Origin of the sequence: Sinomonas cellulolyticus, from assembly GCF_014656475.1 — a bacterium.
Classification (GTDB): domain Bacteria; phylum Actinomycetota; class Actinomycetes; order Actinomycetales; family Micrococcaceae; genus Sinomonas; species Sinomonas cellulolyticus.
Genome location: NZ_BNCM01000007.1, coordinates 123,633 through 150,073 on the forward strand (window position 1 = coordinate 123,633; position 26,441 = coordinate 150,073).

The 26,441-nt window shown below is 70.3% G+C and carries 21 protein-coding genes and 1 tRNA gene; 12 read left to right on the forward strand and 10 right to left on the reverse strand.

The features are described from left to right. Nucleotides 1–20: 20 nt before the first annotated feature. On the reverse strand, nt 21–1,028 hold the full coding sequence (locus IE231_RS10790; RefSeq protein WP_189693974.1) for an asparaginase: 1,008 nt from the start codon (nt 1,026–1,028) through the stop codon (nt 21–23). Nucleotides 1,029–1,116: 88 nt separating this feature from the next. Here IE231_RS10790 and purD point away from each other — a divergent pair, with 88 nt between their 5' ends. Together purD and IE231_RS10800 are read left to right on the forward strand one after the other, a co-directional pair. Beyond that, nucleotides 1,117–2,442 carry a phosphoribosylamine--glycine ligase gene (gene purD, locus IE231_RS10795; protein WP_189693975.1) on the forward strand — a complete coding sequence of 442 codons (1,326 nt, stop codon included), beginning with the start codon at nt 1,117–1,119 and terminating at the stop codon, nt 2,440–2,442. Beyond that, nucleotides 2,442–3,359 (forward strand): phosphoribosylaminoimidazolesuccinocarboxamide synthase, encoded by a 918-nt coding sequence (locus tag IE231_RS10800; protein ID WP_189693976.1) that lies wholly within the window; start codon nt 2,442–2,444, stop codon nt 3,357–3,359. The genes purD and IE231_RS10800 overlap by 1 nt, the downstream gene beginning before the upstream one ends. On the opposite strand, the gene IE231_RS10805 is transcribed toward IE231_RS10800, so the two are convergent. After that, the gene (locus IE231_RS10805) at nt 3,352–4,623 is read right to left on the reverse strand and encodes a helix-turn-helix domain-containing protein (protein ID WP_189693977.1); all 1,272 of its coding nucleotides are present in this window, start codon (nt 4,621–4,623) and stop codon (nt 3,352–3,354) included. The two genes, IE231_RS10800 and IE231_RS10805, sit on opposite strands and share 8 nt — an antisense overlap. 268 nt (nt 4,624–4,891) lie before the next feature. Here IE231_RS10805 and IE231_RS10810 point away from each other — a divergent pair, with 268 nt between their 5' ends. Continuing rightward, complete coding sequence (locus IE231_RS10810; RefSeq protein WP_189693978.1) at nt 4,892–5,110, forward strand: hypothetical protein; 219 nt, start codon at nt 4,892–4,894, stop codon at nt 5,108–5,110. A 184-nt stretch (nt 5,111–5,294) separates the two neighbouring features. Next, the gene (locus tag IE231_RS10815) at nt 5,295–8,114 is read left to right on the forward strand and encodes a cation-translocating P-type ATPase (RefSeq protein ID WP_255430087.1); all 2,820 of its coding nucleotides are present in this window, start codon (nt 5,295–5,297) and stop codon (nt 8,112–8,114) included. 74 nt (nt 8,115–8,188) lie between these two features. On the opposite strand, the gene IE231_RS10820 is transcribed toward IE231_RS10815, so the two are convergent. From IE231_RS10820 to IE231_RS10840, 5 genes are all read right to left on the reverse strand, one after another. Further along, nucleotides 8,189–8,265: transfer RNA gene (locus tag IE231_RS10820), tRNA-Pro, on the reverse strand. A gap of 84 nt (nt 8,266–8,349) precedes the next feature. Beyond that, entirely contained in the window at nt 8,350–10,233 is a 1,884-nt protein-coding gene (locus tag IE231_RS10825) for an ABC transporter ATP-binding protein (RefSeq protein WP_189693979.1), read from the reverse strand. Continuing rightward, complete coding sequence (locus tag IE231_RS10830) at nt 10,230–12,146, reverse strand: ABC transporter ATP-binding protein (protein WP_189693980.1); 1,917 nt, start codon at nt 12,144–12,146, stop codon at nt 10,230–10,232. Before IE231_RS10830 ends, IE231_RS10825 begins: the two co-directional genes overlap by 4 nt. A gap of 46 nt (nt 12,147–12,192) precedes the next feature. After that, nucleotides 12,193–13,125 carry a metallophosphoesterase gene (locus IE231_RS10835; RefSeq protein ID WP_189693981.1) on the reverse strand — a complete coding sequence of 311 codons (933 nt, stop codon included), beginning with the start codon at nt 13,123–13,125 and terminating at the stop codon, nt 12,193–12,195. Between the two features lie 4 nt (nt 13,126–13,129). Further along, the gene (locus tag IE231_RS10840; protein ID WP_189693982.1) at nt 13,130–15,469 is read right to left on the reverse strand and encodes a transglycosylase domain-containing protein; all 2,340 of its coding nucleotides are present in this window, start codon (nt 15,467–15,469) and stop codon (nt 13,130–13,132) included. 36 nt (nt 15,470–15,505) lie between these two features. On the opposite strand from IE231_RS10840, the gene sp36 reads away from it, so the two are divergent. From sp36 to IE231_RS10855, 3 genes are read left to right on the forward strand one after another with little or no spacing between them, the layout of a single operon-like run. Further along, nucleotides 15,506–15,664, forward strand: a complete 159-nt coding sequence (gene sp36, locus IE231_RS10845; RefSeq protein WP_084249599.1) for a Sp36 family protein — start codon at nt 15,506–15,508, stop codon at nt 15,662–15,664. Next, nucleotides 15,661–16,167, forward strand: coding sequence for a RidA family protein (locus IE231_RS10850; protein ID WP_189693983.1), 507 nt, complete (start codon nt 15,661–15,663; stop codon nt 16,165–16,167). The genes sp36 and IE231_RS10850 overlap by 4 nt, the downstream gene beginning before the upstream one ends. After that, nucleotides 16,151–17,074: an NUDIX hydrolase gene (locus tag IE231_RS10855; RefSeq protein ID WP_189693984.1), complete on the forward strand. Its 924-nt coding sequence runs from the start codon at nt 16,151–16,153 to the stop codon at nt 17,072–17,074. Before IE231_RS10850 ends, IE231_RS10855 begins: the two co-directional genes overlap by 17 nt. A gap of 106 nt (nt 17,075–17,180) precedes the next feature. Here IE231_RS10855 and IE231_RS10860 read toward each other — a convergent pair whose 3' ends face one another. Next, on the reverse strand, nt 17,181–17,858 hold the full coding sequence (locus tag IE231_RS10860) for a Crp/Fnr family transcriptional regulator (RefSeq protein ID WP_066500145.1): 678 nt from the start codon (nt 17,856–17,858) through the stop codon (nt 17,181–17,183). A gap of 167 nt (nt 17,859–18,025) precedes the next feature. Between IE231_RS10860 and IE231_RS10865 the strand changes: the two genes are divergently transcribed. Then, complete coding sequence (locus IE231_RS10865) at nt 18,026–19,198, forward strand: MarP family serine protease (RefSeq protein WP_255430089.1); 1,173 nt, start codon at nt 18,026–18,028, stop codon at nt 19,196–19,198. An 8-nt stretch (nt 19,199–19,206) separates the two neighbouring features. Here the strand turns inward: IE231_RS10865 and aroQ are convergent, their stop codons facing one another. Beyond that, entirely contained in the window at nt 19,207–19,680 is a 474-nt protein-coding gene (aroQ, locus tag IE231_RS10870) for a type II 3-dehydroquinate dehydratase (RefSeq protein ID WP_189693985.1), read from the reverse strand. 254 nt (nt 19,681–19,934) lie between these two features. Here aroQ and IE231_RS10875 point away from each other — a divergent pair, with 254 nt between their 5' ends. Continuing rightward, the gene (locus IE231_RS10875) at nt 19,935–20,843 is read left to right on the forward strand and encodes a cupredoxin domain-containing protein (protein WP_189693986.1); all 909 of its coding nucleotides are present in this window, start codon (nt 19,935–19,937) and stop codon (nt 20,841–20,843) included. A gap of 92 nt (nt 20,844–20,935) precedes the next feature. Here IE231_RS10875 and acs read toward each other — a convergent pair whose 3' ends face one another. Further along, nucleotides 20,936–22,915, reverse strand: coding sequence for an acetate--CoA ligase (gene acs, locus IE231_RS10880; protein WP_189693987.1), 1,980 nt, complete (start codon nt 22,913–22,915; stop codon nt 20,936–20,938). A 319-nt stretch (nt 22,916–23,234) separates the two neighbouring features. On the opposite strand from acs, the gene IE231_RS10885 reads away from it, so the two are divergent. The 3 genes from IE231_RS10885 to IE231_RS10895 are packed head-to-tail and all read left to right on the forward strand — an operon-like array spanning nt 23,235 to nt 26,433. Beyond that, nucleotides 23,235–24,887, forward strand: coding sequence for a hypothetical protein (locus IE231_RS10885; protein ID WP_189693988.1), 1,653 nt, complete (start codon nt 23,235–23,237; stop codon nt 24,885–24,887). 32 nt (nt 24,888–24,919) lie between these two features. Further along, nucleotides 24,920–25,759: an endonuclease III gene (gene nth, locus IE231_RS10890; protein ID WP_189694069.1), complete on the forward strand. Its 840-nt coding sequence runs from the start codon at nt 24,920–24,922 to the stop codon at nt 25,757–25,759. After that, the gene (locus tag IE231_RS10895) at nt 25,756–26,433 is read left to right on the forward strand and encodes an NUDIX hydrolase (protein WP_189693989.1); all 678 of its coding nucleotides are present in this window, start codon (nt 25,756–25,758) and stop codon (nt 26,431–26,433) included. Before nth ends, IE231_RS10895 begins: the two co-directional genes overlap by 4 nt. Nucleotides 26,434–26,441 lie beyond the last annotated feature (8 nt).

A 26,441-nucleotide genomic window follows, 5' to 3' on the forward strand; every position in this document is an offset into this window, starting at 1 on the left:
TCCTCCAGAGGTCCTTGCGTCTAGTCCAGCAGCGCCGAGACGGCGCGCCCGAGGCGGATGCGCCCCACCTGCCGACCGCCGCCCATGACCGGCTCCACCACGCGCTCGAGCACCCGCGCGACGTTCGCGACGTCGACCGCATCGGCGGCGGCAAGCATGGTCAGGGCCACGAGGGTGGTGGCGCGGACATTCCCGTCGAGGATCTTCACGGCCGCGGCGGCGCCCTGGGGGGTGGCCAGCACGACGAGGCCCTCCGCGCCCACCTTGGCGAGGACGCCGAGTTCCTCCATCACCACGGTATTCGGCTGGTCGCGGCCCTGGACGGCCCAGGGGTAGTCCAGCATCGAGGTGGCAATGGTCGCGGCGCGGGCGTTCGCGCCGTCGTCGCCCGGGGAACGGGCGAGGCGCGAGTAGGCGCGGGCCAGCCCCTGCAGCGACAGGGCCGCGACCGGTGCGCCGCACCCGTCGATCCCGAGGTGGGCGATGAGCTCCTCGGCGTACTCCTCGATGGTGGCCCGGACCCGCTGCTGCAGCGGATGGTTCGGCTCGAGGTAGCTGCGCCGGTCCCACCCGTTCTCGACGCACGCCCACAGGAACGCCGCGTGCTTGCCGGAGCAGTTGTAGGCGAGCCGGCGCTTGCCGTGGCCAGCCCGGACCAGCCACGCGCGCGCGTTCTCGTCGGCGGGCCAGTCAGGGGGGCACAGCAGGTCAGCCTCGCGCAGGCCCGCCGCACCGAGCATGCCCTCCACGATGTCCATGTGGTCCAGCGACCCGGTGTGCGAGGCGCAGGCGAGGGCCACCTGGGTGCCGCGGAGCGGCACACCGGCCTGCATCGACGCGAGCGCCTGGAACGGCTTGAGCGTGGAGCGGGCCAAGACGGGGGTGCGGATGTCGCCGAGTTCCGTGACGACCGAGCCGTCGGCCGCCACCACGACCGCGGAGCCCAGATGGCGTGACTCGATGAAGCCGCTGCGCTCGATCACGGCGAGCTCGACGGAGTCGTCCGCCGAGAAGGTTGCGTGGGCCATGCTCCACAGTTTAGGTGCGCCCGCCCGCATGAAGCCGCCATCGCGCCCGTGGGTGCGCCGCGCGCGGCCGTCCCGATACCCTTGGGGCGTGAAGGTTCTCGTGATCGGCCCGGGTGGCCGCGAACACGCCATCGTCCGTTCCCTCCTCGCCGATCCGAGCGTCACCGAGGTCCATGCCGCTCCGGGCAACGCCGGGATTGCCCAGATGGTCCCGACGCATGCGGTCGACGCGAACGATCCCGAGGCCGTCACGGCACTCGCGCAGTCGCTCGGCGTGGACCTCGTGGTCGTGGGGCCCGAGGCTCCGCTCGCGGCGGGCGTCTCCGATGCGGTGCGGGAGGCCGGGATCCCCGTGTTCGGCCCGAGCAGGGCCGCCGCCCAGCTCGAGGCGTCCAAGGCCTTCGCCAAGCAGGTCATGGCCGAGGCCGGTGTCCCCACCGCCATGGCGCGGGTGGCCGTCAACGCCGAGGAGGCCGCCGACGCCCTCGACGCGTTCGGAGCCCCCTACGTGGTCAAGGACGACGGCCTCGCGGCGGGCAAGGGCGTGGTCGTGACCTCGGACCGCGACGAGGCCCTCGCCCACGCCCAGTCGTGCTTCGACGCGGGCGGCTCCGTGGTGATCGAGGAATTCCTGGACGGACCCGAGGTCTCCCTCTTTGTCCTCTCCGACGGCCACACCGTGGTTCCCCTCGCCCCCGCGCAGGACTTCAAGCGCATCTTCGACAACGACGAGGGCCCCAACACCGGGGGCATGGGCGCCTACACCCCGCTCGACTGGGCCCCCGCCGGACTCGTCGACGAGGTCATCGAGCGCGTCGCGCAGCCGACCGTCGACGAGATGGCCAAACGCGGCACACCGTTCGTCGGTGTCCTGTACTGCGGGCTCGCCCTCACCTCCCGGGGCACGCGTGTCATCGAGTTCAACGCCCGGTTCGGCGATCCCGAGACCCAGGCCGTGCTCGCACGCCTCAGGACGCCGCTCGGCGGCCTGCTCCTCGCGGCCGCCACGGGGCATCTGGACCAGGCCGAGGAGGTGCGCTGGGCGCCCGAGCCTGCGGTCGCCGTCGTGCTCGCTTCCGAGAACTACCCGGCCACGCCGCGCACCGGCGACCGAATCCGCGGCCTCAAGAAGGCGGCCGAGCTCGAGGGCGTGCACGTCCTCCACGCCGGAACGAAGCTCTCGGACGACGGCAAGGTGGTCTCCGCTGGCGGCCGCGTCCTCGCCGTGGTGGCACTCGGGGAGGACCTCGCCAGCGCCCGCGGTCGGGCCTACGAGGGGATCGGGCTCATCAGGCTCGACGGCGGCCAGTACCGCCGCGACATCGCCGAGCGGGCGGCGCGGGGCGAGGTAGCTGTGCCCAGCGTGCAGCCCGGGATCAAGCACAGTGCCAGCGCCGGAGCAGGAGCCGAGTGATGACGAGCGAGAACACGAAGGGCTACACGACCGAGGTCCGCGACCTGCCCGGGTGGCGGCACATCTACTCCGGGAAGGTCCGCGACCTGTACGAGCCGTTCGACGGGCCCGCGGACCAGGTCCTCGTCGTCGCGAGCGACCGCATCTCCGCCTACGACTACGTCCTGAGCAGCACCATCCCTGACAAGGGCCGCATCCTCACCCAGCTGAGCCTGTGGTGGTTCGAGCAGCTGAACGTGCCCAACCATGTGGTGGGCTCCACGGCTGACGACGGTGTCCCGCCCGAGGTCGAGGGCCGCGCCATGGTCTGCCGTCGCCTCGAGATGTATCCGGTGGAGTGCATTGCCCGCGGCTACCTCACCGGCTCCGGACTCGCCGAGTACCGCGAGTCGGGCACCGTGTGCGGGATCGGGCTGCCCGAGGGCCTCGTGGACGGCTCGCGCCTGCCCGAGGCGATCTTCACCCCTTCGGCGAAGGCCGAGGTCGGCGAGCACGACGAGAACATCACCTACGACGACGTGACGGGCATGGTGGGCGACGAGGCGGCGGCCCAGCTGCGCGACCTCACGCTCGAGCTCTACCGTGAGGCGGAGCGGATTGCGCGCGAGCGCGGGATCATTCTCGCCGACACGAAGGTGGAGTTCGGCGTCGATCCGGCCTCCGGGATCATCACGCTGGGCGACGAGGTCCTCACTCCGGACTCGTCGCGGTTCTGGGACGCCGAGTCCTGGGAGCCTGGGCACGCACAGCCCTCGTTCGACAAGCAGTTTGTCCGCGACTGGCTGACCTCGGCTGAGTCTGGCTGGGACCGCGCGTCCGGCGAGGAGCCTCCGGCGCTGCCGGAGGATGTCGTCGGGCGCACCAGGGCGCGCTACGTCGAGGCGTACGAGCGGCTCACGGGGCGCGCCTTCAGCTGACGCCCTGCTCCGCGGCCTTCTCCGCGCGGCGCTCGGCGAGCCGGATCTCCAGGATCGCGTCCATCGTCTGCTGCACCTTGTCCGAGGCGCCCGCGTAGCTGAACTGCTCGCGTGCGTCCTTGAGGAGCTCGAGCGCCTCCTCGTGCTGGCCGAGCGCCTTGAGGGCGCGGCCGTACAGGAGGGCGACCTCCCCTGCGGTGTGCCGGCCGAGCGCGCTCTTCTCGGCGTAGATGGCGCGAAGGAGCTCGATCGTCTCCGGCATCTGGCCGTTGAGGTAGAGCCAGCGGGCGCGGATGAACATCACCTCGAGCTGTTCGGCGCGCGAGCCTCCCACGATGCTCAGGGCAAGCTCGGCCCGCTCGATTGCGGCCAGCGTTTCCGGCTCGATGACGCCGCCCGTGAGGCGGACCGCAGCGGAGGCCTTGTTGAAGCGGGCCCACAGCTCGATGTCGTTGGCGGGGGAGAGGAGCTTCGCGGCCCGCTCGTGGTGCTTGACCCCCTCCTCGTAGTCCGCCCGCATGAAGGCGACATTGCCGATGACCCATTCGACCTCGCCGGCGAGCTGCCCCATGGAGTCCTCGCCGACGAGCGTGCCGAGGACCCGGCACTGCTCCCAGGCCTCGTCGAGGCGGCCGCTCTCCGCGAGGGCTCCTATCAGGGCGCGGAGCGCGCCGATGTAGATCGTGGATCCGGCGGGGAGCTGCGCGCCGAGGCGGACCGCTTCACGCGCATGCTCGACGGCGGTGCCCAGTTGGCCGAGTCCGTGGCACACGGCCGCGAGCATCTGCCGTGCGCGCACGGCGAGGCCGGCGGACTCCGCCACGATCGGGTGCTCGAGGAGGTGCTGGACGATGCGCTGGCATTCTGCCAGCTCGCCCTGCTTCATGAGGCACTCGGCCTGCATGTAGGTCATGTTCCACCAGGCGCTGTTGTTCTTTCCCTCAAGGGCGAACTGCGCTGCCGTGGCGGCGTGGGTCGCGGCCTGGGCATAGTCACGCAGGTCCCATGCCTGGCGCGCGTAGAGCCCTGCGAGCACGTACTCCGCGTCATTGGCGCTGACCGGCTGGCTCCATGCCTCGAGCGCCTTGGGGGCAAGCTGGAGGCGGCGTGCGAGCTCCTGGATGACCTCCGCCGTCGGCTCGCGGCGACCGGTCTCAAGCAGCGAGATGTAGCTTGGGGAGTACAGGTCCTTGCCGAGTTCCGCCTGCGTCAGCCCCCGTTCGAGCCTTTCGGCACGCAGCTTCTCGCCGAATCCACTGCCCACATTGACCTCCTGGCCCCCTCCCGGGAGCGTCGCCGATCCCGGGTCCTCTGCGTTTGTCAGAGCCCATCATCGGGTATCGGTGAGGCAGTTCCGTTCCTTGACAGGCCATGTGGATGTTATTTTACTAGGGATGTCAATCACGACAAAGCGCACTCTGCGATGCATGCGCTGTGAAAGCACATCCGTACAGAACACCCGGAAAGCACTCTCCGCCCGAGAATACGCACCCGTCCCCTTTCGATCTGGGGCTGAATCCAAGGACAAGTAGATGCTGAAGAAACTGATTGCCACGCTCGCAGTGGCCGGTGCCCTTGCCGTGCCCGGTGTTGCGGCTGCGCCGACCGCGATCGGAAACTGGCCCGATCCCATGAAGATCCAGGCCATCGGGAACTGGCCCGATCCCATGCGGGCACCCGTAGCGATCGGCAACTGGCCGGACCCGATGTCCTCCCCGGACGCGACCAGCGGCTCGTCCACCCCAATGTGATTGATCCCGTGCTCCTCCAGGGCACAGCATCGCGACCGCCAGAGGCTGACGGAAGCGGTGGCCACTTCAGGGGCGCCTTGATTGACACCTGAGCGCGTGCTCCGGACCCCTCGGGCCGGGGCATGCGTGTTTGGGGGCCGTCTGTCCCTTCCCGGCATCACCGGGAGCACGCAGAATGTGGCCTGTGGATTCCTCCCTGCGCCGTGCCGAAGGCCGTGCGGATGCTCCCCACAGCCCGGCGACGGCTGAGGCCGGGATCCTCCACGCGTCCGGAATGGCCGTTCCGGACGGCCTTGACGATGGCGTCGTCGAGAGGCTGCGCGACCAGGTCGGCGCGAACAGCCTGCCCCGCGAGAAGGGGCGCCCATGGTGGCTCCGACTCGCGGCCGAACTCGGCCACTTCTTCGCCCTGATGCTCTGGGCCGCGGCGGTCCTGGCCTTCATTGCCGGGATGGCGGAGCTGGGCTGGGCCATCGTCGCGGTCGTGGTGGTCAACGGACTCTTCGCCTTCTTCCAGGAGGCTCGGGCAGAACGGGCCTCGGCCAAGCTGCGGGAGCTCCTTCCCGCCAACGTCCAGGTGCGCCGGAGCGGGCGCACCACCGTGGTCGACGCGGCGGAGCTCGTCCCCGGGGACGTGGTGCTGCTCACGGCCGGCGACCGCGTTCCCGCCGACCTCGACTTCCTGCAGGCCTCGGGGCTCACTCTGGATGAGTCCATGCTCACCGGTGAGAGCGTGGCCGTGCCCCGCGAGGTGGGCGACGCCGGCGCGGGAGGCACGTTCGTCGCGGCGGGGGACGCGGTGGGCCGGGTCACCGCCACGGGGGAGAGGACGCGCCTGGCGGAGATCGCCCGGCTCACCACCCGCGCCGAGCCCCCCGCGAGCCCCCTCGACCTCGAGCTGAGACGGATCGTGACGATCATCGCGACTGTCTCGGTCACCGTAGGGGCGGCCTTCTTCCTCGCCTCCCTCCTCATCGGCAACCCTCTCGCGGGGGCCTTCCTCTTCGCGATCGGCGTCACCGTCGCCCTGGTCCCCGAGGGCCTGCTGCCCACAGTGACCCTCTCGCTCGCCATGGGCGCGCAGCGGATGAGCCGCAGGCACGCGCTCGTGCGGAACCTCCAGGCCGTCGAGACGCTCGGCTCCACCACCTTCATCTGCACCGACAAGACCGGGACGCTCACCCAGAACCGGATGAGCGCCGTCGAGGTGTGGACGCCGGCCGGGACAGTGGCAATCGAGGGCACCGGATACAGCCCCGACGCCTCGGTCGATGGCACCGATGCCGCCCGCGAGGCCGCGGGCCGCCTGGCGAGGGGTGCGCGGGCGGCCTCGCAGGGCGAGATCGAGGAGCACGACGGCGAGTGGCGGGCGGTGGGGGACCCCATGGAAGCCGCCCTCGCGGCCCTGGACCGCCGGCTCGGTGGCGCCGCCGCCCGGCCCGTGCCGCTCGCGGGATTCGCGTTCGACGACGAGCGGAAGCGGCAGAGTGCCGTGCTGCGGAGCGGCGGGGGCGGGCCGGACGGGGTGTCCGGTCTGGACGGGGAGTCCGGGCCGGACGCGGAGTCCAGGCCCGTCCGCGAGTCCGCGGAGCTGTGGGTCAAGGGCGCCCCCGAGACCCTCCTGGCCCTGTGCATCGGCAGTGGCGCCACGGGAGAGGCCGCGGACGACGACGCGTGGCGCCTCAGCGCGCACGCCGCCACGGAACAGCTCGCCCAGCGGGGCCTGAGGGTCCTGGCCGTGGCGTCGCGCGAGATGAGCGACGACGAGGCCGCCGCCGCGGCGGGAGGCGGGGCGGACGCCGTCGTGCTTGAGCGCGGCCTGGTGCTCCGCGGCCTGATCGGGCTGCACGACCCGCCGCGCCCGGCAGTCGCCGGGGCGATCCGCCAGGCGCGCGAGGCGGGCATCAGGATTGCGATGGTGACGGGCGACCATCCCGTCACCGCAGCGGCGATCGCCCGGGAGATCGGCCTCCTCGGCCCCGGCGCGGGGGCGCCCCGGGTGCTCGAGGGGGCGAGCCTGCCTGAGGATCCGCAGGTGCTGGGCGCGCTCCTGGACCGCGACGGTGTGGTGATCTCCCGCGTCACCCCGGAGCAGAAGCTGCGCGTCGCGCACGCGCTGCAGGCGCGCGGGCACTGCGTCGCAATGACGGGCGACGGCGTCAACGACGGCCCCGCGCTCGAGGCGGCTGACATCGGGGTCGCGATGGGACGCAGCGGCACCGACGTGGCGCGCAACGCCGCCGACCTCGTGCTCCTGGACGACGACTTCGCGACCATCATCGTCGCGGTGGAACAGGGCAGGGCGACGTACGCGAACATCCGCCGCTACCTCACGTACCATCTCACGGACAACGTCGCCGAGCTGACGCCTTTCGTGGTGTGGGCGCTCTCGGCGGGGCACTTCCCGCTCGCGCTCGGCGTCCTGCAGATCCTCTGCCTGGACATCGGCACGGACCTCCTGCCTGCGCTCGCCCTCGGCGGCGAGAAGCCGAGCGCAGGGGTGCTCACGCGGCCGCCGGAGCGCCGGCACCTGATGGACGGCAGCCTCATGTTCCGGGTCTTCGCCGTGCTGGGGCCGCTCGAGGTGGTCTTCGAGATGGCGGCCTTCGCCGTGGTCCTGTGGCTCGGCGGCTGGCGCCCGGGCGGGCCCGTGCCTGTGCCGGCGGTGATCGCGACGGCCTCGGGGGCGGCGTTCGCGGCCGTCGTGCTCGGCCAGCTCGCCAATGCCTATGCGTGCCGCAGCGCCAGCAGGCCCGCCTGGCGGCTCTCGTGGGCGGGGAACCGGATGCTGCTGTGGGCGATCCTCGTGGAGCTCGCGCTGCTGGCCGTCTTCCTCTTCGCCGGGCCGGTGGCGGACGTGCTCGGCCAGGCTCCGCCGCCGCTTGCAGGCTTCATCATCGCCGCGCTCGCGGTTCCCGGCGTGGTGGTGGGCGACGCCGTCCACAAGGCCCTGCGCCGCCGGTTCGGCCGGGGGCGGACGCACCTGGTGCTGCCGCACCACTAGAGGGCCAGGTCTTGTCGCTGAGGCCGTCAGGCAAAGAAGGAGGCCCCGCAGCGTGGGCTGCGGGGCCTGCATGATGGTCGGGATGACAGGATTTGAACCTGCGACCTCTTCGTCCCGAACGAAGCGCGCTACCAAGCTGCGCTACATCCCGATCCGTCGCCCGGGACTCCCCGGAGCAACTCATCCAGAGTACCCGATCGGCTTCGGAACAGGAAATCGAGCAGGGGGTTCGGGCCTACACGAGCGTGTCCTTCCACGCCCCGTGCAGGGCGGCGAATCGGCCGCCGCCAGCCAGCAGCTCGGCCGGCGTTCCGTCCTCGACAATCCGGCCGCCGTCCACCACGAGGACCCGATCGGCGATCTCCACGGTCGAGAGCCGGTGGGCGATGATGATCGCCGTGCGCGTCCGCGCGCGAGCCTCGTCCGCGCCGTCGTGCGATGCGGCCGCGGCCCCGGCGGTGCCCACGGTGCCGGGGGCGCCGAGGAGCTTCGCGAGACCGGCCTGCACGAGCCGCTCCGACGGGATGTCCAGCGAACTCGTGGCCTCGTCGAGGATGAGCACCGCGGGGCTCGCGAGGACCGCGCGGGCGAAGGAGATGAGCTGCCGCTGGCCCGCGGAGACCCGGCCGCCGCGCTTGGTGACGTCGGTGTCGTACCCCTCGGGCAGGGCGGAGATGAACTCATGGGCCCCGACAGCCCGGGCCGCAGCCTCGATCTCCTCCCGGGACGCCGCGGGGCGGCCTAGCGCGATGTTGTCCGCCACGGAGCCCGAGAACAGGAACGCCTCCTGCGTGACCATGACCACCGCGCGCCGGAGGTCCCGCGTCGAGAGCCTGCGGAGGTCCACGCCGTCGAGCGTCACCGCTCCGGAGGTGGGGTCATAGAACCGGGCCACGAGCTTGGCGAGCGTCGACTTGCCCGCCCCGGTCGCCCCGACCAGGGCCACAGTCTGGCCCGCCGGGATCCGTAGCGTGAACTCCGGCAGCACCTCGGGCCCGGACGCGTAGGAGAACGTTACCGATTCGAACGCCACGTCCCCGCGGGCCGCGGGCAGCGGGGTCGGATTCCGGGGCGGCTGGACCGTGGGGACCTCCTCGAGCAGCCCGGAGACCTTCTCGAGGGCCGCCTGGGCGCTCTGGAACGAGTTGTAGAACATCGCGATGGTCTCGAGCGGGCTGAAGAAGCGCTTCGTGGAGAGCACAACGGCGAGCAGCACGCCGACCGCAAGGCTCCCCTCGAGGACCCTGAACGCCGCCACGAGGAGGATCGCCGCCACCGTCACGTTCCCCGTGAGCACGAGGCCCGGCTGGAAGATGCCGTTGAGCATCACCGAGCGCTGCGTCGCGGCGGCGTAGTCGTCCGCGAGGGCGCCGTACTCGGCGCTGTTGGCCCGCTCCTTCCGGAACGCCTTGACCGCGCGGATGCCCGTCATCGTCTCGACGAAGTGCACGATCAGCCGCGCCGACACCACCCGGGAGGCACGGAACGCACGCTGCGACCTGACCTGGTACCACCGCGCGAGGAGGGTCATCGGCACCGCAGCGGCGAGCATGATGAGCCCGGACGGCCAGTCGAGCGCGAACACGGTGATCGCCGTGAAGGCCATGAACAGCAGCCCCGAGGCGAGCGAGCTCACGCCCGAGTCGAGCAGCTCGCGCAGCGCCTCGAGGTCCGAGGTCTGCCGCGAGATGATCCGCCCCGACGTGTACGTCTCATGGAAGTCCAGGCTCAGCCGCTGGGTGTGCCGGAACACCCGCACCCGCAGGTCCAGCAGCATGGTCTGGCTCAGCCGGGCGGTCGAGGTCACGTAGGCGGCGGTGAGCAGCGCCGTCGTGAGCGCCGCGGCGAGGTATCCGGCGCCCACGAGCCACGTGAGCCGCGGATCGCCGGAGGCGAGCGCGGGCAGCGCGCGGTCGATCCCGAACGCGATGATCGCCGGCCCGGCAGCGCGGGTCGCCTGCGAGACGACCACCATCGCGAGCGTGGCCCAGAGGCGTCCGCGCACCGGCCGGAGGAGGTCGCCCAGCAGCCAGAGCGAGCGACGCCGGACGGCGCGGCTCGCCTCGCGCGTGAGGTCGACCGCGTCCTCGCCGCGGGTTCCGAGCGCAGGCTGGCTCATCCGGCCTCCTCCGAGAGCACGTCGTCCAGATCGGGTTCATGGTCCCTGTCGAGGTCCCGTGGCTCCTCGGGCAGGCTCGCGATGATCCAGCGGTAGTGCTCGCTTCGTTCGAGCAGCTCAGCGTGGGTGCCGACGTCCTCGACCACTCCGTGGCGCAGCAGCGCGACCCGGTCCGCGAGGGCCACGGTCGAGGGGCGGTGGGCCACGATGAGCGTCGTCGTGCGCGCGAGGGCCTCTCCGAGGCGAGCCGAGACGCGTTCCTCGGTGGCGACGTCGAGGGCGGAAAGCGGGTCGTCGAGGACGAGCACCGCCGGGCGCGCGGCGATGGCGCGGGCGAGGGCGATGCGCTGCCGCTGGCCGCCGGACAGGCTCAGCCCCTCTTCGCCGATCCTGGTGCCCAGGCCGTCGGGGAGGGAGTGCGCGAACTGTGCCTGCGCGACGTCGAGGGCCTCCTCCAGCAGCGACTGCGCCTCGGGGCCGTCCTCCACGGGGGCGCCGAGCAGGACGTTCTCCCGCACGGAGGAGGAGAAGAGGGTCGTGTCCTCGAACGCGACCGCGACGAGCCGCCGCAGTTCGGCGAGGGGCAGCTGCCGGATGTCCACTCCGTCGATCTCCACGGCTCCGCCCGTGACGTCGTACAGGCGCGGGACAAGCTGCAGGAGGGTGCTCTTGCCCGAGCCGGTCGCGCCGACGAGGGCCATCGTCTCGCCGGGGCGGATGGCCAGGGTGACGCCGCGGAGCACCTCCCGCGGGACCGGCTCCGGTGCGCTGCCTGTGCGAGGCGGCCTGGCGCCGTCGTGCGCGGCTCTGCCCGGGCCGGGCGCGGCTGCGGCCTCCGGGGCGTTGAAGGCGAACCGCACGTCCCGGAAGGCGAGGGCGCCGCGCGGCTGTGCCAGATGGCGCGGAGCCGCCGGGTCGGTGATGGCGCTGCGGGCGTCCATGACCTCGAAGTGCCGGTCCACGGCGGTCTTGGCCGTCAGCGCCATGCCCACGAGCATGCCGCTCGCCTCGACGGGCTGGGCAACCGCGGCGGCTGTGGCGAAGAACGCCGCGAGGGAGCCGATGCTCAGCTGGCCCGTCGCCGCGAGCCAGAGGCCGACCATGAGCCCGACGCCGAGCGCGAGCTCGGGCAGGAGCGTCACCACGAGGCTGAAGATGGCCTGGTGGCGCGACTTGGCCACCTCGGTCTCGCGCAGCTGCTGCGCCTGCTCCGTGAAGCCCTCGAGAGCCTCGCGGGAGCGGCCGAACGCCTTGAGAACGCGGATTCCGTGGACGGACTCCTCGACGGTGGTGGCGAGGTCGCCGGCCTGGTCCTGGCTCCTGCGGGTGGCCCGGGAGAACCGCCGCCGGAAGATCGCCCCGTAGACCATGATCGGCAGCGCCGCGGCCAGGAAGATGAGCGCGAGCTGCCATGCGAGCGTGAACAGCAGCACCACGCCGAGCGCCACGGTGCTGACGGAGACGACGAGGAAGATCGCCCCGAACGCGAGCCAGCGCCGCAGGAAGCTGAGGTCCGCGATGGAGCGCGAGAGGAGCTGCCCCGAGCCCCAGCGGTCGTGGAACGCCACGGGCAGGTCCTGGAGGTGGTCGTAGAGGGCCACGCGCATCTGCCGCTCGAGCGTGATGCTCGGCTCGATGACGAGGACGCGGCGCAGGTAGATCATGCTCGCCTCGAGCACGCCGAGGAGGAGCACGACGCCGGCTGCTCCCCACACGGCCGAGGGCTGGGTTCCGCTTCCGGCGAGGTCATCGATGACGAGGCGCAGGACCTGCGGGACGGCGAGTGCGAGGGCCGAGGCCGCGAGAGCCACGACGAGGCCCATGAGCAGGCGCGGCACGATGGGCCGCACGAGCGGGCCCAGCCGGGCGATCGATGCCCAGTAGGGGGTCGAGCCGGGCTGGGTCTGCGGCATGCCGATGGTCACACCTCACAGGGGGTAGTTAGCTGTGGCAACTACCCTACGCCGGGCGGGGCGTGAGCGTCAGGAGGACAGCCTCCGGCCGGCACGCGATGCGGATCGGGGCGTAGCGGGACGTTCCGATGCCCCCCGAGACGTTGAGCGGGACCGTCCGCCCCCCGTGCTCCCACTCGGTGAGGCCCTTGGCCCGCCATGTGGGCAGGTCGCAGTTGGAGACGAGCGCTCCATAGAACGGCAGGCAGACCTGCCCGCCGTGGGTATGGCCGGCGAGCATGAGCTCGGCGCCCGCGTCCGTGAAGTGGTCCAGGACGCGCTGGTAGGGCGCGTGGATGACGGCGACTTTGAGGTTGGGCTTGCCCGCATCGGCTGCTTCCGCGGGCCAATCTGCATAGCGCTCCCGCTTCAGGTGCGGATCATCTACGCCTGAGAAGTCGAGGCGCACTCCATTGAGCTCCAGAGGTTGGGAGCGGTTGGTCAGATTGATCCAGCCCGCCGTGCCGAAGCCCGTGAAGAGCCTGCGCCAGTCGAGCTCCACCCGACGTGGGACAGACTTCCGGTTGGATGGACCGAGGAGATAGCCCGCGGGGTTGCTCCGCACGGGCGCGTAGTAGTCGTTGGAGCCGGGCACGAAGACCCCCGGGAACCGCAGGAGTGGCGCGAGTGCGTCAAGGAGCGGCAGGACGGCCCCGGGGTGGCTGAGGTTGTCGCCGGTGTTGACCACGAGGTCCGGCTCGAGGCTGGCCAGTCCTGCGAGCCAGCGGACCTTGGCCGTCTGGCCGGGCACGAAGTGGATGTCGCTCAGGTGCAGGACACGCAGCGGCCGCGAACCCGCGGGCAGGATCGGGAGGCTCTCCTCGCGCAGGGTGAACTGGTCCTTCTCCCACCATCCGTACGCGGCCGCCGCGATGCCGGCACTCGCGCCGAGCCCAGCGATCAGGGCGGCCCGCCGGGCCGCCGTTCCCAGAGCAGTCACCGGGTCAGCCGTTGCCCTTCCCCTTGCCGTTCCCGCTCGGAGCGACGGGCTGGGGCGCGGGGGCTACCGGGGGCGCCGGCTGAGGCTGCTGTTGCTGCTGGCTCTGGTTCTGCTGTTGCTGCTGGCTCTGCTGCTGGTTCTGCTGCGGCGGGACAGAGGCCGACGGCGTCGAGGAGCCGCCCGTGATGAGGTTCTGCGGCGGAGCGTCGAAGTCCCCGTGCTCGTACAGCGGAGCAGCCTTCTGCATGTAGTAGGCCCACTGTGGACCGGCAATGAACGCGCCGTCTACCGACTTGTAGAACCTGCCGTTGATCTTGATGTCGCGGCCATAGGCGGCCGAGTACGGATCCTTGAGGGCTTCCCCGAAGAACGACGCCGTGGCGAGACCCTTCGTGTAGCCGACGACCCAGGTCTGGTTGTTGAAGTTGTTCGTACCGGTCTTCGCGGCGTCGGGGTAGGGGAGCTTGATCGTGTTGCCGGCGGCGTCCTTGATGTTGTACCCCGAACCCTTGGTGAGGACGTCCTGGAGCACGTTCGTGGCCGCCTTGGCGACGTCGGGCTTGATGGCATTCTGCTGGCAGGTGGGGGCCTGGCCGCCGATCTTCTTGCCCTGCACATCCGTGACCTCCGTGATGGAGATGGGGGTGCAGTAGGTGCCGTTCGCGGCGAAGGTGGCGAACGCATTCGCCATCGTCAGAGGCGCTACGTTCATGCCGCCGAGCAGGTTGCCGAGGATGTGGAGGTCGAGCTTCTTTCCGCCGCCCTCGCCGTCGTGCATTCCCAGGGCGTCCGCTGCGCGCTGGATGTCGCAGAAGTCGTTCAGCGCGGCCGCCGATGCGAACGTGGCCGTGTTGATCGACTGGTAGATGCCCTCGCGCACGCTCATGGGGCGGTACCAGTTGGGCTCGTCATTCTGGAGATCGGTGGAGCCCTGCACGGTGTCGTCGTACCAGCCCACCACGGGTTCGCATGTCGTCTTCCACGGGAAGCTCTTCGGGTAGCGGCGCTGGGCGGCGTTGACGATGGCGTTGGTCGACTTGCCCTCGTTCAGCCATGCGGTCAGCGTCACGGGCTTCATGGTCGAACCGGGCTGCATGCCGCCGGCGCCGCCGAGCGGATTGCCGGACGGGTCGTTACGGTCCACGTTCACGTTGTAGGACGTGACGAATCCTGAGCCCTGCCCCTCGAGCATCCTCGAGTTCTGGGCCATCGCCACAATCTTGCCGGTGCCCGGCTGGACCGTCACGAGGGACGCAGCCCATTTGAGCTGATTGTCTCCGGCGGTCGCATCGACCTGCTCCTGCGCAGGGGCCTGGAGGCGCGGGTCCAGCGTCGTCTTGATCGTCAGGCCGCCGCGGACCACCTTGGCGAGGCGCTCCTTCTCGTCGGCGCCGAAGGCCGGGTCGTTGAGCACCTGGTGGATCACGTAGTCGCAGAAGTACTGGGCCGTCGGGGCGTACTGGCAGCCCTGCTTCGGCGGGTTCACCTTCGTCTGCACGGGTGTCGCGACGGCGTCATCGTGCTGCTTCTGGTTGATCTTGCCGTGCTCGAGCATGGCGTCGAGCACGAGGTCCCGGCGCTTCTTCGCGTTGTCCGGGTGGGCGATCGGATCGTAGACCGACGGGCTGTTCACGAGGCCGGCGAGGAGCGCGGCCTGCGGGAGGGTGAGGTCCTTCGCATTCACCGAGAAGAAGTACTGGCTCGCGGCCTGAATGCCATAGGCGTTGGCGTTGAAGAACACGATGTTGAGGTAGCCCTCGAGGATCTGGTCCTTGCTGTACTTCTTCTCGAGCGCGATCGCGAGCTTCATCTCGCGCAGCTTGTCTCCCACGCCCTTGTTCAGGCCGTTGAGCAGCACCTCGTCGTCCTTGCCCTCGGCGACGAGGTTCTCGTTGATGACGTTGTTCACGTACTGCTGCGTGAGCGTCGAGGCACCCTGCTTGCTGCCCCGGAGGTTCGCCGCGAGTGCGCGCAGGATGCCGGTCGTGTCGACGCCGCCGTGGTCGTAGAAGCGGTAGTCCTCGATAGCGACGATGCCGTCCTTGATGTACGGGGACATCTGGTCCAGCGGGACCTTCGTGCGGTTCTCGGCGAACAGCGTGGCGATCTGCGACCCGTCCGCCGCAAGGACCTTCGTGACCTGCCCCGGGGGCTCCACCGTGAGCTCGCTCGGCAGGCTGTCGAAGAACTGCACTGAGCCGTTTGCCGCGCTGCCCGTGACCGCCGCCGCGGGCACCATGAGCCCGGCGACGAGCACGCCGCAGATCGCACTCACTCCAAGGAATGCGAGGATTTTGCCCAAGGTGGTGGCCGTGTCAAAGACAGGGTTGTTGCCAGACGCCATGTGGGCCAGTCTACCGGGAGGGACTAATCTGGCCTCATGACCGCTTGGGAATACGCCACCGTGCCCCTCATCGTGCACGCCACCAAACAGATCCTCGACCAGTGGGGAGAGGACGGCTGGGAGCTCGTCCAGGTGGTGCCCGGCCCGGGCGGAAACGGACTCGTCGCGTACATGAAGAGGGAGAAGCAGGCATGAGCCAGGACCACGCAGGGCAGGGGACGTCCCGGACCGAGGTGGGGGGCGCCGTCGAGCGCCGCCTCGCCGAGCTGGGCCTGAGCCTGCCCGAGGTCGCCGCGCCCGTCGCCGCGTACGTGCCCGCCGTCGTCACCGGCACCACCGTCTACACCTCCGGCCAGCTGCCGTTCGTCTCCGGCCAGCTGCCGGCGACCGGCAAGGTGGGGGCCGAGGTCAGCGCCGAGGACGCCAAGAAGTACGCGCAGGTGTGCATCATCAACGCGCTCGCCGCGGTCAAGGCCCAGATCGGAGATCTTGACCGCATCACGCGGATCGTCAAGGTCGTGGGCTTCGTGGCCTCCGACCCGCAGTTCACGGGCCAGCCCGGGGTCGTCAACGGCGCCTCCGAGCTGCTCGGCACCATCTTCGGCGAGGCGGGGACCCACGCCCGCTCGGCCGTCGGCGTCGCGGTCCTGCCGCTTGACGCGCCAGTGGAGGTTGAGTTGATTGCCGACTTCGTATAAGCGCCGCTTCACCCTTCCCCGGCACCTCCAGGGTGCCGCCCGCAGTTGGCTCGAGGAGGCGGACCACGCGCCCCGCAAGCCGCGTCTGGCCTCGACAGTCGCCCTCGTGCGCGACGCGCCCGACGGCACTGAGACCTGGCTGACCTACCGCACCGGCGACTCCCCGCTCGGTGTCGTCGCCTTCCCGGGCGGCTCGGTCGAGAACACCGACCAGGACTCGTTCGACTGGTTCGGCCCCTCAGTGGGGCAGTGGGCCGAGCTCCTCGGAACCGATGACTACGCGCTCGCGCGCGTGCACGTCGTCGCCGCCATCCGGGAGCTCTTCGAGGAGACCGGAGTGCTGCTCGCGGGCTCTGACGAGTCGGTGGTGGTCGAGGGGACCAGCACCGCGGACTGGACCCGCGCCCGCGAGGCGCTCGCAAACCAGGAGATCGGCTTCGCGGACCTCCTGTCCAAGCGGGGCCTCGGACTCCGGACCGACCTCCTCCGCTCGCTCGTGCACTGGGTGACCCCCGAGTTCGCGCACCGGCGCTTCGACACCCGCTACTTCGCCGCGACGCTCCCGGTGGGCCAAGCGCCCACCCTCCTGCCCAGCAAGGGCGTGTGGGGCCAGTGGGTCAGTGCGGCCAAGGTGGTCGCAGGCCGCGAGACCAGCGCGCTCGGCGACGAGGTGGGCCAGCCCGACACGCGCGGCCTCGCGCTCCCCGAGCTCCTCGTGCCCGCCACCGAGATCATCCTCGCCAAGATGGCCAAGGCCAAGGGCTGCATCGCCTACCTGAGCATCAAGCGGAGCAACCACCTGTACCGGGCCGAGCTGGTCGAGGAGAAGGGCCAGCTCTTCCTCGAGGTGGAGGCGCCCGGCGCCGTCGCGCCGCCCACCGAGGCGCTGCGCGTCGTCGAGCCCTGACCGACCGCCAGACCCACTGGACACAGCACAAGAGCCGGGCCCCGCGGGGGCCCGGCTCTTCGTGGTTCCGACGGCGCTCAGCTCCATGAGTGAGCGCCGGGCGGCGTCAGCGCGAGCGCTGGCGCAGGCGCTGCATGTCGAGGATGACGACGGCGCGCGCCTCCAGACGGATCCAGCCGCGCTGGACGAACTCGGCGAGTGCCTTGTTCACCGTCTCTCGGGAAGCGCCCACGAGCTGCGCCAGCTCCTCCTGCGTGAGCTCGTGGGCCACGAGCACGCCGTCCGTCGCGGGGCGGCCGAACCGGTCGGCGAGGTCCAGGAGCGCCTTCGCGACGCGCCCCGGCACGTCCGAGAAGACGAGGTCCGAGAGGGAGTCGTTCGTGCGGCGCAGGCGGCGGGCGAGGGCCTGCAGCAGCTGGGCCGAGACCTCCGGACGCGAGCGGAGCAGCGCGACGAGGGCCTCGTTCTTCAGCCCGGCGAGGCGGGTCTCCGAGACCGCGGTTGCCGTCGCGTTGCGCGGGGCCGGGTCGAAGAGGGCCATCTCGCCGAACAGCTCGCCCGGACCGAGGATCGCCACGAGGGACTCCCGCCCGTCCGGCGACGTGCGGCCCAGCTTGACCTTCCCGGAGACGATGAAGTAGAGCTGGTCGCCCTGATCGCCTTCCCGGAAGACCGACGCCCCACGCGAGAGGTCGACTTCCGTCAGCTCGTCGGTGAGCAGGCGGAAGCCTTCGTCATCCAGTGTGGCGAAAAGGGGCGCGCGGCGCAGTACCTCGAGGTCCAATTCATTCTCCTAGTGTCAGTGGCGTTCACATGCTTGCGCTTGGGCCATTGTTTCAGATGCTGGGACGGTTTTGTGACGAACTTGGCATGCGACACATTCGCGATCCCCGAATTCCCGCCCGAGCTGGCTCCCAGTCGGGGACCAGCGGGCGCCGATAGACTCCTCGGGTGAACCTGCTGGACATCCTCCTCATGCTCGTCCTCGTGGGCTACCTGCTCAACGGGATCCGGGCCGGGTTCGTGGTGAGCCTCGGAGGAATCCTCGGTTTCGTGGCCGGAGGGATTGCGGCATTCTTCGCGGTGCCGATCGTGAGCGGCTGGCTCTCGGACAGCGGGTGGCGTGCTGCGGGCATCATCGTCACGGCCATCCTCCTCATGGCGGCGGGCAACGCTGCTGGCTCGGCACTCGGCCACCGCGTCCGGCGCGGCATCCGCTGGAAGGGGGCCACCGCCGTCGACCGCGGCCTGGGCGGCCTCGTGAGCGTTGTCGTCGCCGCGCTTGTGATCTCCATGATCTCCTTCACGGTCTCCAGCATCGGCGTCCCCGTCCTGACCCAGCAGATCGCAGGATCCGCTGTGATCCGGGGCATCGACGACGCAACCCCGGATCCGGTCAAGGAGCAGGCCGCGGCGCTGCGCGCCTACGTCATCGGGGACGGCCTCCCCAAGCTGATCGAGGGCATAGCCCCCGCCCAGCCGGTGAAGGTCCCCGACTCCGTGGACACGCCCGAGCTGCGCGCCGCCGCGCCGTCGATCCTGCGGATCACGGGCACCGCATACCAGTGCGGGCAGAACCAGACCGGCTCGGGCTGGGTCGTGGCGCCCGACAGGCTCATCACCAACGCCCACGTCGTCGCCGGGGTGACCGAGCCCGTCGTCGAGCTCCCCGGCGGGGGCGCCCGCAGCGGTCGGGTCGTGTACTTCGACGCCGTCCACGACCTCGCCGTCATCGCCGTGTCCGGGCTCCGCGCCGCGCCGCTGCCGCTCACTGGCACAAGCCACGCAGGAACGTCCGCGGCCTTCGGCGGCTACCCGCTCGGAGGCCCGTACCAGCTGCGGCCCGCCGTCATCCAGGGCACGACGACGGTGCTCGCCCCCGACATCTACGGCGCCAACGAGGTGCCCAAGCAGGTGTACCAGATCTCAGGCAACGTCCAGCAGGGCAACTCCGGGGGCCCGCTCCTGACCCTCGACGGGCACGTGACCGGCGTGGTGTTCGCCAAGAGCGACTCCACGGCGAACGTCGGCTACGCCATCACGATGGACGAGCTCGCGCCCGTCGCCGCACGGGCCGCCGGCCTCACCGAGCAGGTGGCCTCCGGGGTGTGCACGCGCAAGTAGCCTGCTGCCTAGACCTCGACCGGCCGGTGTTGGGCGGTGAGGTCGGCGAGGTACTCGATGGCGAAGCGGTAGCCGAGCACGCCCGCGCCCGCGATGACTGCCTTGGCGATGTCGCTCAGGTACGAGTGGTGGCGGAACGGCTCGCGCGCGTGCACGTTGGTGATGTGCACCTCGACGAGCGGCAGCTGGACGGCCGCGACCGCATCGCGGATGGCTACCGACGTGTGCGTGTAGGCGCCCGCGTTGAGGACGATCCCGAGCGCCGTGGTCCTTGCCGCGTGGATCGCGTCCACGATGGCGCCCTCGTGGTTCGACTGGAAGCACTCCGCCGCAAGTCCCTGTGCGGTCGCGGCGTCGCGGCACAGCTGCTCGATGTCCGCCAGCGTGTGCGTGCCGTATTTCTCCGGCTCGCGGGTTCCGAGGAGGTTCAGGTTCGGGCCGTTGATGATCAGGATGGTGCCGCGGGGGGTCTGCTCTGCCATGGACTCACTCTAGGGGGTGGGCTTGCAGCCCTTTCCCGTATGTTGCTCGCGGGCTATCCTTGCGGTTGTTCCTGGGGGAAGAGGGGAACGGCACCCTGGTTCGGCGCGGTCTCGGCGTCGAAGCGGTCGGAGTGCGGGCTGGGAACGCACGACGCCGCGTGGCCGGGCTGCGCCGTCTGGTGCGCCCGGCACTTCACGGCACGGCTCCCGCTGGAAGGAGCCCGGCCCCGCTGCCTCACCCGAGGAGCGTTCCCTTGTCATCCCACACCCGGTTCCGAGCACCCGCACTGGTCGTCACGGCCCTCGTCACCCTCATCCTCGGACTGCTCGGCGTCGCGCCGGCGCAGGCCCTGCCAGCTTCCACCAGCCCCACCACGTGGACGGTCCTCGTGGGCAACCAATCGCCGGACATGGCCATCCAGGGCATGCGCTTCCTGCCCGACGACATCACGATCAACTCCGGCGACACCGTCAACTTCGTCGCGAACAGCGCCGAGATCCACACGGTGAGCTATGGCACGCCGCCACTGCCGCCGACATCTCTTGCGAATCTTGAGGCCGATGCCTTCACGCCGGCTGGCGGTCCGGTCTTCGATCCGAACGCGTCATGGAGTAACTCGGGGATCCTCGCGACCGGAGGACCCTTTGCCAGGTCCTACCAGCTGACGTTCAACACGACGGGCTCCTACAAGTTCTTCTGCGTGGTCCATGGCCAGATGATGTCCGCCATGGTCCACGTTCAGCCGACGGGGACGGCCTACCCGCGCCCGCAGCAGTACTACACGGCTCAGGGGATCGCCTCCGCGGCCAGGATCTTGGCCGACGGATACCAGCTCTGGCGAAAGACCCTTGCGCAGTCCTCGCCGACGCATGTGTTCGTGGGCGCCATGGATGATCAGGCCATGGTGATGCGGTTCATCCCGTCGATCGACACGGTGCCCGTCGGCACGACCGTCACCTTCGACATGAGCGCGAATCAGGGGCTGGTCCCCCACACGGTGACCTTCACCTCGGTTCCGTCTGGCGTTACGCCTCCTGACTCCGGGCTCCTCCTCGGGCCCGTAACTTTCCCAGTTACGTTCACGGCGCCCGGCACGTGGAACTACCTCTGCGAGTTCCATGACGACATGGGCATGGTCGGAAGCGTCACCGTGACGCCTTAGCGGCCCAGCTGCCCGCACTGACGACTGCGGCGCCCCACCCGCAAGGGTGAGGCGCCGCCGTCGTGCGTAGTTTCGGATTCCTCGGGCCAGCGCTACTTCCGCAGGTCCGCGGCGATCTTCTGCATCACCGTCGGGTCCGCGAGAGTCGTGGCGTCGCCCGGGTCACGGCCCTCGGCCACGTCCTTGAGGAGGCGGCGCATGATCTTGCCCGAGCGGGTCTTGGGCAGCTCGGGGACCACGAGGATGTGCCGCGGCTTGGCGATCGGGCCGATCTCGTGGCCCACGTGATTGCGCAGGGTCTGGATGATCTCGGCGTCGGCGCCCTCACCGCTGGGAAGCTCCGCCTCGCCGCGCAGGATGACGAACGCGACGACGGCCTGGCCGGTCGTCTCGTCGGCAGCGCCCACGACAGCGGCCTCGGCGACCCACGGGTGCGAGACGAGGGCGGACTCGATCTCGGTCGTGGAGAGCCGGTGGCCGGAGACATTCATGACGTCGTCGACGCGGCCCAGGAGCCAGATGTCGCCGTCGTCGTCCTTCTTCGCACCGTCGCCGGCGAAGTACATCCCCTCGAAGCGGGACCAGTACGTGTCCTTGAACCGCTGCGGGTCGCCCCAGACGGTGCGGAGCATCGACGGCCACGGCTCACGGACCACGAGGAAGCCGCCATGCCCGTTCGGAACGGCTGCGCCGGCCTCGTCGACGACGTCCACGGCGATGCCCGGGAGCGGGACCTGGGCGGAGCCGGGCTTGGTCGAGGTCACTCCGGGGAGCGGGGCGATCATGATGGCGCCGGTCTCCGTCTGCCACCACGTGTCCACAATCGGAGCCTTGCCGGCGCCGATGACCTCGCGGTACCACATCCACGCCTCGGGGTTGATCGGCTCGCCCACCGAGCCGAGTATCCGGATGGAGGAGAGGTCGTACTTCGCGGGGATGTCCGAGCCCCACTTCATCATGGTGCGGATCGCGGTAGGGGCGGTGTAGAGGATCGAGACCTTGTACTTCTCGACGATCTCCCACCAGCGGCCCTGGTGCGGAGAGTCGGGCGTGCCCTCGTACATGACCTGCGTTGCGCCGTTGATGAGGGGCCCGTAGGTGACGTATGAGTGGCCAGTCACCCAGCCGATGTCCGCGGTGCACCAGTAGACATCCGTCTCCGGCTTGAGGTCGAACACCGCCGAGTGCGTGAAGGCGCACTGGGTCAGGTAGCCGCCGGTGGTGTGGAGGATGCCCTTCGGCTTCCCCGTGGTGCCGGAGGTGTAGAGGATGTAGAGCGGGTGCTCGGAGTCGTGGCCCACGGCGGTGTGCTCCGGCGACGCGGACGCCATCGCCTCGGACCAGTCCAGATCCCGGCCCTCGGTCCATGCGACGTCCTGCTTGTTGCGCCGAACCACCAGGACGTGCTGCACGGTGTGCCCATCCTCAGCCAGCGCCTCGTCCACCGCTGGCTTGAGCGGGGACGGCTTGCCCCGGCGGAACGTGCCGTCGGCAGTGACCACGAGCTTCGCCTCGGCGTCGTCGATCCGGGAACGGAGCGCCTCCGAGGAGAAGCCGCCGAATACGACCGAGTGCACTGCGCCGATCCGCGCGCACGCGAGCATCGTCACCACGGCCTCCGGGATCATCGGCAGGTAGACGGCAACACGGTCGCCCTTTGCGACCCCGAGCGCCTCGAAGGCGTTCGCGGCCCGCTTGACCCGCTCGGTGAGGTCGGCGTAGGTGATGGTCTCGGTGTCTCCGGGCTCGCCTTCGAAGTAGATCGCGACCCGGTCGCCGAGGCCGTTCTCCACGTGGCGGTCCAGCGCGTTGTACGCGGCGTTGACCTCCCCGCCCACGAACCACTTCGCAAAGGGCGGGTCGGACCAGTCGAGCGTCTCCGTGAAGTCCTTCGACCAGGTCAGGCGAGTGCGGGCCTGCTCTGCCCAGAAGGCCAGCCGGTCGGCATTTGCCTCCGCGTAGATGCCCTCCTTGACGTTGGCCGCCGCGGCGAACTCCGGCGACGGCGCGAACTGCCGCTCCTCGCGCAGCAGATTCTCGAAGGCGTCGCCCTTGACGGTTTCGTGGGACATGATGTCCTTTCGGCTCGTTCTTCGCGTGGTGCAGCCGGGCCGGTCCCGCCTCGAGGGTGGCGCCGTGGGCGGCGGCCACCGATGTGAGGCCGCCCACACCGGCTGCCTTCGTCCACAGTAGCGCGATAGGGGTGGCAGCGACGTTGCGTGCGTCACACTGCCGCGCCGGGCGGCCTGTTCTGTGCGGCAGACGGTAGGCGTCCGACGGCGAATGGCCGCCTTGGAGCGGAGCTGTCGTCGTCGCCGCGGAGGGCACTGCTTCTAGGTCGGTCCAAGTTCGTGTGGCTAGGCTGAATTCCAAGAACCGAAGGAGTGACTCATGACTGAACCCAGCAAGAGCCCGTCCAAAGGGCGCCGCAGCGAGGCCCTGCTCGGGCCATTCACCATCCGGGAGCTCACCCTGTTCCTCGGCGTCGTCATCACGTTTGTCGCGTCGCTCCTGCCGCTGTTCGACCGGTTCCTGTTCGCAAACCTCTGGAACGCCTCGAACCTGTTCTTCCTGTCGGTCGGCATCCTCGGGCCCCTCGCCTCGGCGGCCCTGTTCGCGTGGCGCGGGCTGTCGCCAGCCCAGCGGCTGCGGGTCGGGTCGCTCTCCGTGGATCAGTTCGCCTCCGTGACTGCCGTGCTGAGCGCGGCTTTCTACTTTGTGCTGACCGTCACCACTTTGTCCCCGGGTGCCTTCGTGGGGCTCCTGGGCGGCTTCGCCATGATCGGCGCGACTACTGTGGCCCGCTTCATCCCGCCCTTCGCGGTGGACTTCGACGGCCGGGCCAACGTGCCCGCCCATCCCATGGCCCGCGATGCGGTCCCAGCTCTGCGCCGGCCCAAGGCACGTGGCGTGAGTTCGCCGGCCGGGCGGCCGCACGACTCCGAGGCCCCTGCCGTCGATGCGGCAGGTCCCACCGCTCCGGGTGGGCAGCGCGGACCGGACCGTCCCCCTCTTGGCGCTCCTCAGAATGGCCCGGGCGGGAGGCCCGTCGCCACGGGGCAAGGCGGAGGTGCCACCCGCGCGCCCCACGAGGCGGCGGCCGCAGGTTCGGCGGCGGCCGCTGGTGCAGCTCTCGCCTGGGCTGGCGCGGACGACGGCGTGTGGTCGCCCGCGCCGGGAGGCGCAACCGAGCATCCCGGGGCGCCCGTGAACGGAACCACACCGGCGAGCGACGACTCGCGATCGGCGGCATCCCCGGCTGACGGGACAACGCACGCGGATGAGGACCGGTCCAGCGAGGCAGCCGCTGCTTCTGGGCCCTTCGGCACGCTCGGTACGCCCCACGCCCGTGATGGCGCCGCACTTGAAGCGACCGAGGCACACCTCGCCAGCCAGACGGTCGCGGGTCAGGACTCGCCGTTCCCGTCCGATGCTCTGGGCCCGGACGCGACCGACTCGACCCGACCGGGCGAGGCGGAGCGCCAGAACGGCGTGCCGGGAGCCGGGGCCCCCACGCAGGAGGCTGCATACGAGAGCGCCGGCAGCCGGGACCACTTCGGCGACGCCGACGGGGAAGCGTACGGCGCCCCCGAACCCGTGAGCCCCGTCGTCGCGTCTCCGAAGGTGGAGCGTCCGGCAGCAGAAGGTAAGGCCGAGGCTAGATCCGAGGACGAGCGTCCGGCTGAGGCGCGGCCACTGGAGGCGCCGCTGGCCGAGCAGCCGCCCTCCGCGGGTTCGCCCGGACCGGCCACCGCGGTCTTCCCCGCTTCCTCGCGGGGGCCACAGCCGGCAGCGCCGTCGGCCGCCCACGAGGATATCGGGGCAACGCGACCGTACGAGGAGCCTCAACCCTACGAGGCTTTCTGGTTCGCGGTGAGTGAGCGGCGCACCGCCGTCGACTCGCAGACAGGGCGGCCGCTGTTTGACTTGCAGCCGGGGCAGTGGATCCTGGCGCTGCAGGACCGCGGAAGTGAATTCGTGGTGCAGAGCACCGATGGGCGCGTCGGGATCCTCCGAGAACTTGCCGGAATAGAACGCGGGTGAGCACGACGCCAGCATCCCGCGCGCGGCGGCGGATGAGCCCCGACGAGTCGCAGCTCGCCCTCAAGCGGCGGGCGCGCAGGATCAATCGCGTCCTCGGCGAGGCGTACCCGTACGCCCACGCTGAGCTCGACTTCCGGAACCCGTTCGAACTGCTCGTTGCCACCGTTCTCAGCGCGCAGACAACGGACGTCCGGGTCAACCAGGTAACACCGGTCTTGTTCTCCCGGTATCCCGACGCGCGGGCCCTAGCGGAGGCGGATCCGGCCGACATCGAGGAGATCATCCGGCCCACGGGCTTCTTCCGAGCCAAGGCGCGCAGCGTGCACACGCTCGCACAGAAGATCGTCGACGAGTTCGACGGCGTCGTCCCCGGCTCACTCGCCGCCCTCGTGACGCTACCCGGAGTGGGCCGGAAGACCGCCAATGTCGTGCTCGGAAACGCCTTCGGCATCCCGGGCATCACGGTCGATACGCACTTCGGGCGGCTCGCCAAGAGGTTCGGATGGACGGCCTCAGAGGATCCTCTGGTCGTCGAGCGGGACGTGATGGAACTGTTCGAGCCGAAAGACTGGACCCTGCTTTCGCACCGCGTCGTGTTCCACGGGCGCAGGGTCTGTCTCGCTCGGAGGCCCGCGTGCGGTGCCTGCGTCGTCGCATCACTGTGCCCCTCGTTCGGGGAGGGAGAGACCGATCCGGCGAAGGCTCGTAAGCTCCTGCGATTCGAACTCGCACCGGGGAAGGAAGCCCTGCACGCCGAGATGGTCGCCAATGCATCCGCCGCCGCTGCCATCCGCCAGAGGACGGAAGCGCAGGCAGCGGCAGCGGCAGCGTTCACCGCTGACCAAGCTACGGCCAGAGGCCCCCGAAGGTGAGCGCCCGCGACGAGCTCGAGCAGCTTGTAGAAGCGATCAGGGCCGGTGAGGCCGACCCGTTCGACCGCCGATGGCACCCGGCCACCCTGCCCGAAGGATTCCGCAGGGCCGCGGTGCTTGTGCTCTTCGGCGCGCTTGACGACATCCCTGCCGCGTCCCACCGCCCCTTGGCACCTGCAGAGCTGGACGTGCTGCTCCTCGAGCGTGCCGCCACTCTGGAATCGCACCCGGGCCAGGTCGCGTTTCCCGGGGGCAGCAAGGATGCGAACGATGCCACGCTCGTCGATTGCGCACTCCGCGAAGCCCGGGAGGAGACTGGCCTCGACCCGGAAGGCGTGGAAGTGCTCGGAGAGCTTCCGCCTCTGGGCATGGCAGTCAGCGGCTTCCTGGTCACTCCGGTCATCGGCTGGTGGGAATCCCCGTCGCCCGTTGACGTCGTCGACTTCGGTGAGTCCGCCCAGGTGTTCCGTACCCCGGTCCGGGACCTCCTGGACCCCGCAAACCGCGTCACCGTGGTCCTGCACAGGCGCGGAGCGCGCTTCGCGAGCCCGGGGTTCCTGGTCAGCGATGTCCTCGTGTGGGGCTTCACGGCCATGGTTCTGGACTCGTTGTTCACAGCACTGGGCTGGGCCGTTCCGTGGGATACGTCCCGGGAACACCGCATCGACCTGTGAGCCGCGCA

What these genes read in the sequence shown, in the direction of transcription:
- IE231_RS10800 (WP_189693976.1), top strand. Translation starts at nt 2,442, where the DNA reads ATGACGAGCGAGAACACGAAGGGCTACACGACCGAGGTCCGCGACCTG.
- nth (WP_189694069.1), top strand. Translation starts at nt 24,920, where the DNA reads ATGAGCCCCGACGAGTCGCAGCTCGCCCTCAAGCGGCGGGCGCGCAGG.
- IE231_RS10850 (WP_189693983.1), top strand. Translation starts at nt 15,661, where the DNA reads ATGAGCCAGGACCACGCAGGGCAGGGGACGTCCCGGACCGAGGTGGGG.
- IE231_RS10825 (WP_189693979.1), bottom strand. Translation starts at nt 10,233, where the DNA reads ATGAGCCAGCCTGCGCTCGGAACCCGCGGCGAGGACGCGGTCGACCTC.
- IE231_RS10885 (WP_189693988.1), top strand. Translation starts at nt 23,235, where the DNA reads ATGACTGAACCCAGCAAGAGCCCGTCCAAAGGGCGCCGCAGCGAGGCC.
- IE231_RS10830 (WP_189693980.1), bottom strand. Translation starts at nt 12,146, where the DNA reads ATGCCGCAGACCCAGCCCGGCTCGACCCCCTACTGGGCATCGATCGCC.
- acs (WP_189693987.1), bottom strand. Translation starts at nt 22,915, where the DNA reads ATGTCCCACGAAACCGTCAAGGGCGACGCCTTCGAGAATCTGCTGCGC.
- sp36 (WP_084249599.1), top strand. Translation starts at nt 15,506, where the DNA reads ATGACCGCTTGGGAATACGCCACCGTGCCCCTCATCGTGCACGCCACC.
- IE231_RS10810 (WP_189693978.1), top strand. Translation starts at nt 4,892, where the DNA reads ATGCTGAAGAAACTGATTGCCACGCTCGCAGTGGCCGGTGCCCTTGCC.
- aroQ (WP_189693985.1), bottom strand. Translation starts at nt 19,680, where the DNA reads ATGGCAGAGCAGACCCCCCGCGGCACCATCCTGATCATCAACGGCCCG.
- IE231_RS10840 (WP_189693982.1), bottom strand. Translation starts at nt 15,469, where the DNA reads ATGGCGTCTGGCAACAACCCTGTCTTTGACACGGCCACCACCTTGGGC.
- IE231_RS10790 (WP_189693974.1), bottom strand. Translation starts at nt 1,028, where the DNA reads ATGGCCCACGCAACCTTCTCGGCGGACGACTCCGTCGAGCTCGCCGTG.